The sequence below is a fragment of the Streptococcus sp. 9.1 genome (assembly GCF_016648815.1).
Lineage (GTDB): Bacteria > Bacillota > Bacilli > Lactobacillales > Streptococcaceae > Streptococcus > Streptococcus salivarius_E.
This window is the reverse complement of the sequence record NZ_JACLQS010000019.1, coordinates 22,191-32,968: the sequence shown is the minus strand read 5'-3', so window position 1 is coordinate 32,968 and position 10,778 is coordinate 22,191. Positions and strand designations below refer to the sequence as shown.

Below are 10,778 nucleotides of genomic sequence, written 5' to 3'. Positions count from 1 at the left end.
AAATTCACTTTTATCTAGAAGTCCAATTTGACTATAAGTATGAGAACGACAAGATAAAATATCATTATTATTTTCTTTAATCTCATTGTAGCCAAAACAAAGAACATCCCATTTTTTATTAATTTGAGGAGATATCCTTTCAAAGAAATCATCAGATAAAAAATCATCTGGATCCATAAAGTATAAATAATTTCCCCTTGATAAAGAGATACCTAGATTCCTAGCTTCTGCTACACCGTTATTCTCAATATGAGTAACAAAAACATTCGAATAGTTATTTTGGTACTCATCACAAATCGCACCACTATTGTCACTTGAATCATCATCAATTAACAAAATCTCATATTTTATTAATGACGATTGCGACAGAATTGAATCCAGACCTCTTCTTAAATAATTCTCAACATTATATACCGGAACAATAATGCTTAAATCTATATTACTCATTAGCTCTCATCCTTAATTTATGGCGAATAAATTCTAACGACCATTTTTCCATTTTAAATTTTTTAAAAAACGTTGACTTGACATATTCCCAATAGAACTTATTTTTAGTGACTTCTTCGATTTCTTGTATCGAAAGTTCTTCTCCAAATACTAACTTATTCGGAATAACATAAAATGATTCTACAAGTTCAAATTCAGGACATTCAATTGTCCTTTTTTGAAAATGTGTATATAGCGGATGTTTGATAACTATTTTACCATCAATTAAATTAATCGATTTCAAGCCATGTTTCTGTGACCAAAAATAATAACGTTTAGGCTCATCTTCACCATATTCTCGAAATGAAAAATGGCTGATATCAATATCATCAAAAAACTTATCTTGTAATTGTTGGAAACCATATTTTTCAAAGAGGCTTTGAATACCTTTTTCTTCATCAAAAATAAAATTTTGCTCACTAGTAAAGACATTATGATAATCTAATCGATAGTTTAAACCTTGCCCAGACATAAATACATGATTAACTTCTTGTGAATTTTTAAATATTTGGAGATGACCTAAAAGACCATATCGAGCATAGTCATTCTCAAAAAAGCTATGTTCTTCCAGAAATTGATAAATATCACCAAGTAAGACATCTGTATCACAAAATCCCCAGTAGTCATATCCCTTCAACTCCTCTTCAAAGATAAACCCATAAGCAACTTTATAGTCACATAATTTATAAGGTGTTTTAAGAGAAATTTCAAAATCAAATTTAGACTGTACTTTTTTTCTTAAATCATCAAACGAAAGAGTCTTAAATTCAATATTCTCAGCGTTCAAAATTTCCAATTGGTCAACATTTTGATCCGTATAAATTAAGAAATCAATCTTTTGATTACGTTTGGCGGTCAACAAAAAATAAGGGAAAAATTTTGGAAGTTTTCCAAAATACGGAATAATGAGTCTGATCTTTTTCATTTCGTTAAATCCTCTCCCCCCTTATTCAACCAGGTAACAGCATTAAAATAGCGGTGGTAAGTTTTCAAATCAATCCCAACATGTCCTTGCTTCTCTGCTGATTTGAAATGAACCAAGGAAGGTAGATCACTATAATTCTTAGAAGAAAAGATGACCTTACTCTTATATGGAAGTTTTTCAAACTCTTTCATCAGCTCGTAAGTACAAGCATCATTATCATTGAACTTGAAATACAAATTATCCCAATGCATTCTCTTCAAACGGCGGTTCCATTTTTGAGTTGCTTCTTCTTCATCAGCATAATGCAGGAAATGAAGTTCAATATCATCAAGAAGTGCTAGAGGATAGGCATTATCAAAGTCTTTGATATATTTGGATTCCTTAACAAATTTCAAGGGGATGTTTCCACTCAAATAGTATTTTATATTATTGAGCATCTTAATGTAATCAGGCGAAAAGACAAACATCCCTACAAATGGAGTTTGATAAGGCAAGCCCAATTCCTGATAGACTTTTCCAGCCCAACAATTATCACAAATAATCGTAAAATTTTTATTCTTAAGTCTTCGTCTAGGAATAAAATTAATAATTGGATAAACGATTGGTTTTAATTTATTTTTTAGTGTTTCACTGTTCATATTAGTACTTCTTATATAGTTCTGAGAAATTACGAATATAACTTTGTAATGAAAAGAGTTCTTTTTGGCGTTTGACAGAGGCCTTGCCAAATTGCTCTCTCTTCTCAGTGTTATCAGCTAATTCTTGGATGGTCTTAGACAATTCTGCAGGCTGATTTGGTGTGGCAAGAAGACCGTTTTCACCTTCCTTAACCATTTCACAGACACCACCATGACGGTAGCCGACTACAGGTTTGCCACAAGCCATTGATTCGAGAACTACGGTTGGTAGGGGATCTGGATTGGTACTTGGCAAAACAAAGATATCAAACATATTATAGAGCTCTGTTGTCTTACTATAATAATCGATACGCTTGATTTGTCCAGCTACTGGTGAGTCTGATATTGCCTTTTCCAACTCATCAACACGCCACTCTTCACCTTCAAAAGCACTCCCTGCCAGAAAGGCTACTGCTTTTGGATTAGCCTTTAAGATTGGAGTCACTGCTTCCAAGAAATCGCCTTGACCTTTCCAAGCATTCACTCGACCAACCATTCCGATAATCAAGGCATCCTGTGCGATACCAAACTGGTCACGAACTGCGCTGGCATCCATTTCATGATAGACGGCATTGTCAACACCATTATAGATGACCTGAACTTGGTCATTTTTTACAAAGCGAGACTTCTTCACGTGGTTGGCCACAGCATTTGAAACTGTCACAATCGTATCAGCATAACGCCCCATCAAAAAGTTGATGAAATCAGAGATTGCTTTTGGTTTGACGATAATCTCGTGAACATGCCAAATCAAAGGAAGTTTCAACTTACGTTTGAGATAAATTCCCTCAAGTACCGCAGTCGTATTATTGTGAATAAGAGTAATGCCATTTTCCTTAGCATATTTAGCAATTTGCTTTGAATAACGATTATAAGAGCCAAAATACTCAAGAATTCCCTTAGGATTAAAATATTTACGGCGCAAGATTGGATAATCGATAACTTTTACCTTAGCACCAACCTTTTCCAATGCACCCACTAAGACGCCATCGTTGGGCAAGATGACATGAGCCTCAAAGGCTTCTTTATCCAATCCTTTAATAAGCTCCAACAAAACCTTATCAGCACCATACATTTCGGCACCAGCGTGAAGATATAAAATTTTCTGCATTTCTATCCTTTAAATACTTTCTCGTAGTCTGTAACAATTTTTTCCCAAGTAAAGGCTTCTTCGATACGTTTACTTGATTTTTGATTAAGGTCTGCGATAGCTTTTTCATCCAATTGTTCAGCTTGATTAATGACACTTGCCAATTGGTCTTTTTTCCAATAGAGAGCACCATCTTCACCGACTTCACGGTTAAAGCCAACATCCAACAAGAGATTGAGCTTAGTTGACTCAAGTGCCTCAAGAAGTGATGGATTGGTTCCACCTACCTCATGACCATGGAAATAAGCAAAGGCATTCTCACGAATATATTTGAGCAATTCTTGGTCATAAACAGTCCCGACAAACTTCACACGAGGATCTTTGTCAAAACCAGTCTCCTGACGCAACTTGTCGTAGAACTTGTTTTCTTCAACATTGGTAATGAGAACAAAGTCCTTGTCAGAGTTAGATGCCATAAAGCCACGAATCATAGCCTCATAGTTATTTTCAGGCACAAAACGTCCTACAACAAGGTAATAATTGTTTTCAATGACACCCTTTTCAAAATACCATGTGCGAACCTTATCATCAACCTTAGTCAATCGAGATTTAGTTGTGTCTGTCCCATAGGCAATATAGGTTGTTTGAGGACGATACTTCGCATAATCCTTTTGAATATATGATTCAATGTTCTTACTATCACAAATCAAGAGATCTGCATGTTTTACCATGAGTTGCTCTGAGATTTTCCAATACTTACGAACTGGAAGGCTCCATTTTGCACGAAGCCATTCATGACCGTCCGGGTTAACCATAAGGCTACCACCGATAGCCTTGATTTTCTTTTTAATACCTGAGATAAATGGACCAATTCGACAGGCCAAAACATAAAAGATTGGTGCTTGGTCATTATTTTCCTTAGCAATTTCAATGGCCTTATTGAGAGCTGCGATGTCATAAGCAATGGCACGTGCAGGCCCAATATTTGGGACGTCGATATTGTAGCATTTAGCACCGTTATGTACGAAAGTGTCTGCTGTAATACCTGATTTAGCAGAGTTTTCACGCATACAAGCTACATAATATTGGATATCTTTGTCTTGTTGGAACTCTGTCAACTTCTCAACAAAGGTCTCAAATCCACCATATTTTGCTGGAATTCCCTTAGAACCAACGATATAAACTGTTTTTGTCATTTAATCACCATTAAAAGAAATGGAGAAAGCCATCACTTTGCTCCATCCTTCATTACTACTACTTTAATTGTTTTCAATAATATTTTGATATCGCGCCAGATTGTCCATCCGTCCATATAAGCAACGTCTAGTTTTACAACTTCATCAAAATCAGTAATTTCACTTCGACCGCTTACTTGCCAAAGACCAGTAATACCTGGTTTAAAGCTGAGGCGACGTTTTTGTTCCGGTGTATACGATTCGTACTCATCCAATGTTGGTGGACGTGTTCCTACCAAGCTCATATCACCTTTTAGAACATTCCAAAATTGTGGAAGTTCATCAAGACTCGTTTTACGAATGAAATGTCCAATTTTGGTAATACGTGGATCATTGTCCATCTTAAACATACCACCAGACATTTGATTCTGTGCCATCAAATTCTTCTTGATTTCTTCAGCATCTACTCTCATAGAACGGAATTTATAAAACTTGAAGATACGTCCATTCTCACCTACACGATCTTGAGCAAAAATGGCTGGTCCACCATCTTTACGAATAAGTGGATAAAGGAAGATTCCAACAATCCCACAGAGCACCAAACCAACTAGAGCTCCACAGATATCAAGGAAGCGTTTCGCCAAGATATCTCCATAGCTATAAAAATGCGTTGAAAACGTAACAACCTTGAAAGGACCCAATTGTTGGATACGTTTTTCACCTTGACTCATAAATTCAAGGGCATTCAAATTAATGGATACTGGAATTCCCATGAGCTCAAAAGGTGATGCATAATCCCAAATCTTATACTGCTCACTTGGCAGATTAATCAAAACTTGGTCTACTACTGAGTGAGTCGCATATTCGATTAAATTTTCAGGTTTAACACTCTTGATAAATGGATCAGTGAAATAAGGATTATCCAAGACACAAACTGCTGTAATCCTACCATCCATATTGTCTTTCATACGAGACAAAACATTTTCTAGACGCGCCTGATCAGAAATCAAGAGAATATTCTTGTTACTTTTACGACGTGTATAAATTGATGAACGGAAATACTTAAGAACAGTATTTGTAACGTATAAGAGAACACCTGAAATCAGGGTGACGTAAAGAAGTCCGCGACGTGAGATTGAAAAACTTCCATCTGCAAAAAACGAGAGGAATGTTGCAATTAGAGCAAATATGAAACAATATTTGACAGTTGCAATGAGTTCATCCAAGTAGCCTCTATACTTAAGATTTTCATAATAACTACTGATATAGTAAGACACTACATGTACAACACCTAAAAGAACAATGCTTCCTTGGGTAATCTCTGTATATGGTAATTTACTAGCTACCATGGCTGAGAAAACAACCACAACTAACTGTATGATACCAATTTCAATGCGACGAATTTCTTGTTTTTCTTTCACTCTAAACCCCTTTTTAATCTGTTAAGGTATAAGGAGCCGCATCATCCCCATTAATGCTATCCTTTTCTACGACGATGTGCTCTTGAATGACCTTCTTTTTGGTCTGATTTTTTCCCGTACTCACCATATGATCCGTAAGAACCATATGATCCATATTTATCAACTGTCATGTCAACTTTATTAAGGACGACACCTAAGAACTGTGAACCACTTTGTTCCAATTGTTCAACGGCCTTAGTAACGAAACGACGTTTAATTTTTCCAGCTGCTGTAACCAAAAGACTGGCATCAGCCTGATGGGCAATAATAACAGCATCAATGACCAAACCAATTGGTGGAGTATCAATGATGACATAATCATAACGACTACGAGCAACTTCCATCAAATGTCTAAAATTGTCATTTTGTAAAAGACTTGTTGGATTAGGTGGTACAGGACCAGATGCAATGACATCCAAACCTGAAATATCAGTTTGACAAATCGTTTCATTTAAATCAGCATTTCCAGAAAGGAAATTTGAAAGGCCTTTATAAGGCTCATTTGATTTAAATGTACCTGACAAAACAGAGTTACGGGTATCCGCATCAATGAGAAGTGTTCGGAGCCCAACACTAGCAAATGAAATCGCCAAGTTAACAGATGTCGTTGATTTTCCTTCACCAGCTTCAACAGAGCTAACCGCAATCACTTTCATCTGAGCACCAGAAAATTGAATATTTGTGCGAATGGCATTGTAATACTCTTCTGTTTGTTTGGCAAAGTTTTCTTTAGATTTTACTAACTTTAATAGAGGCATTTCTTCTCCTTAAATTTTATCTGTATCAGGGACAATTCCAAGAAGTGTCATTCCAAGGGCATCTTCCACATCTTCTGGACGGCGAATACGATCATCTAGGATTTCACGTACCAACACACCAACCACTGCAAGGAATCCTCCAAGCACTGCTCCAAGAAGCACATTACGTTTGATATTTGGTGAAGATGGTGACTCTGGCAATTTTGCTTCTTCAAGTGTTGTAACATCTTCAACTTTTGTCACGTTCTTGATTTTTTCTGAAGCAACTTCACGAACCTTATTGGCAAGTGTTTGCGCATCTTGACCAGTTTTAGCATTAACAGAAATTGAAATAAGACGAGTATCAGTAGGAATATTAACTGAAATCATTTTAGCAAGTTCTGCTTCTGTCATATTCAATTTTTCATCTTTGATAACTTCTGACAAGACATCGTTTGATGTAATAATTTCTTTGTAGTCTTTTGTCAAAAATGTACCGGCCTGCAAGTCTTGAGCAGAAAGGTTTTTGCCATCATTAGCTTGGTTAACCACATAGATACGTGTAGAAGACGTATATGTTGGTTGAATGAGGAAATAAGTTCCCAAGAAGGCAAAGACAGCGACATAAAAGGCTGTAAATAAAATAAATACTTTTTTAGTCCAAAGTTTTTGCAATAGTGCAAGTACATCGATTTCAACACGCTTCGTGTTTTCCTGAGTCATAGTTTCTCCTATATATATTGATTTTCAAGTAGTGTTTGTGGATTTTCGATAAAAAGGTTACGAGCACGTCTCGTTCCGTAAGTCTTTTCGATAATAGCGTAAGCATCTTTCATAAATGGTGGTCTTGGACCAAGATTATGCATGTCACTAGCAACCATATGAACCAAATTTTTCTCCAAGAAATAACGAACACGTTTTTTTCTTACTTTATCTTTATCTCCAAAGAGCTTTGGTTTTAGAACATGTGAGCTATTAACTTGAGTATAGCACCCCATGTTGATGATTTCTCGAACACGGTCAGCATTTTCTTCGAGGGCATCATAGCGCTCAATATGAGCAACAATAGGCGTTACCCCCGCTCGCAAAACATTACTAAGCCCACTATGAATTTCTTTCCAAGATGTGCGAGCACTAAACTCAATCAAAGCAAATTGAGTGTTGTGCATACGCGGAATAAGATTCTTTTCAAGTTTCTCCACAATGTCTGAGGTGTAATAAAGTTCACCACCATAATAAATAGTTAAGTCTGGATAAAGTGCTTCTGCTTCTTCTTTTACCTTAGAAAAGTTTGCAAAGATTTTATCCTCTGGGGTTTCAAACATTCCCTTGCGACGATGGGATGTTGAAACAATAGTACGCACTCCTTGCGCATAGCTTTCGCCAATGAGGTCAAGACTTTCTTCTAAAGTTTTAGGACCATCATCAACATCAAAAACAATATGTGAGTGAACGTCAATCACTTATTTTTCCTCCATCAAATTTTTGATAGCTTGAGAGGCGCTTTCCACACTAGAATCATCCAGTTTCATCATGTAGAGACTAGAATTTGGCATAGCATAAGAGGTCAATTGTCCGGTTGAACCTGTACCTGTTACTGCTTGAGAAGTCACCGTAAATTTAGAACCTGAATCAAGTTGTGTATTGGCCAGAGCATTAATGGTATCTAGAGACATATTCGTTTGAACAGAGTCTTGAAGATTGTTAACGATTGAAGTAAAGTTTGATACAGAATTTAGTGAAGCTAACTTGTTTACAATCGCAGAAATCACTTTCTCTTGGTTCTTACCACGGTCATTGTCTCCTCCATCCAAACTATAACGCTCACGAACAAAGCCAAGGGCTTGTTCAGAATTCATTTGGATATCTCCAACTGGGAAATCAAACTTCCCGTGAAGACTCGTGAAGGCTTGATCATTATGAACTGTCACACCACCAAGTTGGTCAATCAACTTAAGGAAAGATGTGAAGTTAATACGTGCATAGTAATCAATCTTAATGCCATAAAGATTTTCCAGAGTTTTTTCAGATGTTTCAACGCCATAAATACCTGCGTGGGTTAATTTATCATACTGGTCTGCCCCTCCATCAGGAATCTTAACGTACGCATCACGTGGAGTGGTCGTCAAGAGGATCTTATGTGTGTTCATGTTAACGGTCATAATGATATTGACATCTGAACGTGACACTGTTGAAATTGAACCGTAGGTATCAATACCACTAATATAAATATTGAAGACTTTTGAATCTACTTGTTTTGCAGAATTGTTATTCTTCTTTTTAATTTTATAAGTATAGATTGTTTTTAGATTTGAAGCATAGTTACTATCGACAGACTCTAGTAGGCTAGCATAAGAGCCACTCAAGACCATAGCTTTAGATTTGCCAGACTTAAGATTGTCATATGCTTCTTGATATGAAGCAACATCATCAACTTTAAGATCAACCTTTTTGTCTTTCTTTAGAGCAGACATCAAGGTGTCGATATTGTTCTTATCAACCTTAGTTGGTGCTTGTACGCTAGTAAGCTGACTCACATCTTTGATGTCACTATCCTTAGGAACCACTATGCTCATTTCTACTTCAGAAAATGCAGCCGTCTGATTCATACGGTTAGTGATATCAATCATTTGTTTAAAACCAAAAATACCAACCAGAGAAACTAGCGAGAAGATAACCAATACAACCGTTGTCACTAGTGGTGATTTCTTAGTCTTCTGAAGGAAGATGCTAATAGCAAGAACTACCAACAAACCAATGGTGATAATGATGTTCAAAAACCTAAATGATAGGAAATTATAATTGAACATTGTGAATAATAAGACCAATGCTAAAATAGCATACAGAATGGTCAACCCAACGTTGACCATCCCCCACGATCTATTACTCGTACGTTTTTGCTTACGATTCGTACGCGAACTCATATAAATTGCTCCTAAAAATTAAAATTAGACATTTCCCATTATCATTATAACATTACTATAACTTCATTTCAATTGTCATTCTTTTTAAAAAAGAAGAAACCGTTTTTCATTATGATATCAAGCATTTAATTTCTATCATTTTTCATAATATTGTAAACTATTTTTCACATTTTTGGTGCTTAATTTTTAAATTGTCGGATATTTAACTATTTATTACAAGTCTTTTTCTTCCGAATATTTTTATTTTTTTCTAGTAGTTTGAAAATTTTTAACCTATTGATTCTTCGAGTAGATCTTAGTTACAACACAAAAGGACGACCTAATGGCGTCCTTTTACAGATTAGTCTGCAATTAGTGTTTCAAGACCAACTTTCATCATGTCAGTGAAAGTGTTTTGACGTTCCTCAGCTGTAGTGTCTTCATCTGGATTGACCAAACTATCAGAAATAGTCATGATGGCAAGAGCATCTACTTGGTGTTGAGCTGCAAGGTAATAAAGTGCTGCTGCTTCCATTTCAACAGCCTTCACTCCCCATTTACCAAGCTCAATGTTTTTTTCGAAATAATTTGAATAGAAAACATCAGATGACAAGACATTACCAACATGTGTTGTCATACCGAGATCTTTGGCAATGTGGTAAGCCTTATCCAAGAGATCGAAACTTGCAATTTGTGGAAAATCGTATTGAGGCCAATCATTACGGATAATGTTAGAGTTTGTCGCTGCTGCTTGTGCTAGAACTAACTCACGAACGTGAACATCCTCGTTCAATGAACCAGCAGTTCCCACACGAATCAATTTTTTAACACCATAGTCAACGATAAGTTCACGCGCATAAATAGAGATAGATGGCATCCCCATTCCTGTTCCCATTACTGAGACACGTTCACCTTTATATGTTCCTGTGTAACCAAACATGTTACGAACCTCATTGAAACATACAGCATCTTCAAGGAAATTCTCAGCAATGAATTTCGCACGCAATGGATCCCCTGGAAGAAGAATTTTATCAGCAATCTCTCCTTGCTTAGCAGCAATATGAATAGACATAATATAAGATACCAAGGGCGTTAAAGAGGCAAAGTAAAAATAGGAAATCCGACAAAGATGCTTCGCATCTAGGAGGATTTATCTTTTTTACACAGCCTCTAGCCCGGGTTCAGTTTCAAACCCGAACTACCCTTCCTTTCTATTTTTTGATGGTAAAGGAGCAGACAGAAAACAAATGAAGATTATCTATTTTCCGAGCTTTCCGCTCGTGTTCAAATCAGAACACACGCTCTACCTTTCTTAATTTTTATTT

At 36.3% G+C, this 10,778-nt stretch carries 11 protein-coding genes; all 11 read right to left on the bottom strand.

Features of this window, described 5'->3' with window-relative positions; all coding sequences use genetic code 11:
* Positions 1–447: glycosyltransferase family 2 protein (locus tag H7T93_RS09225; protein WP_201041891.1), on the bottom strand; the 447-nt coding region annotated here is incomplete at its 3' end.
* The gene (locus H7T93_RS09220) at positions 440–1,411 is read right to left on the bottom strand and encodes a DUF6625 family protein (protein WP_201041889.1); all 972 of its coding nucleotides are present in this window, start codon (positions 1,409–1,411) and stop codon (positions 440–442) included. The genes H7T93_RS09220 and H7T93_RS09225, both read right to left, overlap by 8 nt.
* Positions 1,408–2,049, bottom strand: a complete 642-nt coding sequence (locus tag H7T93_RS09215; protein ID WP_201041888.1) for a DUF1919 domain-containing protein — start codon at positions 2,047–2,049, stop codon at positions 1,408–1,410. The genes H7T93_RS09220 and H7T93_RS09215 overlap by 4 nt, the downstream gene beginning before the upstream one ends.
* 1 nt (position 2,050) lies before the next feature.
* Positions 2,051–3,199, bottom strand: a complete 1,149-nt coding sequence (locus H7T93_RS09210; protein WP_201041887.1) for a glycosyltransferase family 4 protein — start codon at positions 3,197–3,199, stop codon at positions 2,051–2,053.
* Between the two features lie 2 nt (positions 3,200–3,201).
* Positions 3,202–4,374 carry a beta 1-4 rhamnosyltransferase Cps2T gene (gene cps2T / locus H7T93_RS09205; RefSeq protein ID WP_201041886.1) on the bottom strand — a complete coding sequence of 391 codons (1,173 nt, stop codon included), beginning with the start codon at positions 4,372–4,374 and terminating at the stop codon, positions 3,202–3,204.
* A 32-nt stretch (positions 4,375–4,406) separates the two neighbouring features.
* Positions 4,407–5,774, bottom strand: coding sequence for a sugar transferase (locus H7T93_RS09200; RefSeq protein WP_195917970.1), 1,368 nt, complete (start codon positions 5,772–5,774; stop codon positions 4,407–4,409).
* 56 nt (positions 5,775–5,830) lie between these two features.
* Positions 5,831–6,571: a tyrosine-protein kinase gene (locus tag H7T93_RS09195; protein ID WP_002890888.1), complete on the bottom strand. Its 741-nt coding sequence runs from the start codon at positions 6,569–6,571 to the stop codon at positions 5,831–5,833.
* 9 nt (positions 6,572–6,580) lie between these two features.
* Positions 6,581–7,273: a capsular polysaccharide biosynthesis protein gene (locus tag H7T93_RS09190; RefSeq protein WP_048790943.1), complete on the bottom strand. Its 693-nt coding sequence runs from the start codon at positions 7,271–7,273 to the stop codon at positions 6,581–6,583.
* Positions 7,274–7,281: 8 nt separating this feature from the next.
* Positions 7,282–8,013 (bottom strand): capsular polysaccharide biosynthesis protein Cps4B, encoded by a 732-nt coding sequence (cps4B, locus tag H7T93_RS09185; RefSeq protein WP_002884982.1) that lies wholly within the window; start codon positions 8,011–8,013, stop codon positions 7,282–7,284.
* The gene (locus tag H7T93_RS09180; RefSeq protein WP_037600563.1) at positions 8,014–9,474 is read right to left on the bottom strand and encodes an LCP family protein; all 1,461 of its coding nucleotides are present in this window, start codon (positions 9,472–9,474) and stop codon (positions 8,014–8,016) included. It lies immediately after the preceding gene.
* 340 nt (positions 9,475–9,814) lie between these two features.
* Positions 9,815–10,525, bottom strand: coding sequence for a purine-nucleoside phosphorylase (gene deoD, locus H7T93_RS09175; protein WP_002884979.1), 711 nt, complete (start codon positions 10,523–10,525; stop codon positions 9,815–9,817).
* Between the last annotated feature and the right edge of the window lie 253 nt (positions 10,526–10,778).

Bases quoted from the DNA above. Each gene is read 5' to 3' on its own strand.
- H7T93_RS09220 (WP_201041889.1), bottom strand. From the start codon at position 1,411: ATGAAAAAGATCAGACTCATTATTCCGTATTTTGGAAAACTTCCAAAA.
- cps2T (WP_201041886.1), bottom strand. From the start codon at position 4,374: ATGACAAAAACAGTTTATATCGTTGGTTCTAAGGGAATTCCAGCAAAA.
- H7T93_RS09180 (WP_037600563.1), bottom strand. From the start codon at position 9,474: ATGAGTTCGCGTACGAATCGTAAGCAAAAACGTACGAGTAATAGATCG.
- deoD (WP_002884979.1), bottom strand. From the start codon at position 10,525: ATGTCTATTCATATTGCTGCTAAGCAAGGAGAGATTGCTGATAAAATT.
- H7T93_RS09215 (WP_201041888.1), bottom strand. From the start codon at position 2,049: ATGAACAGTGAAACACTAAAAAATAAATTAAAACCAATCGTTTATCCA.
- H7T93_RS09190 (WP_048790943.1), bottom strand. From the start codon at position 7,273: ATGACTCAGGAAAACACGAAGCGTGTTGAAATCGATGTACTTGCACTA.
- H7T93_RS09195 (WP_002890888.1), bottom strand. From the start codon at position 6,571: ATGCCTCTATTAAAGTTAGTAAAATCTAAAGAAAACTTTGCCAAACAA.
- H7T93_RS09210 (WP_201041887.1), bottom strand. From the start codon at position 3,199: ATGCAGAAAATTTTATATCTTCACGCTGGTGCCGAAATGTATGGTGCT.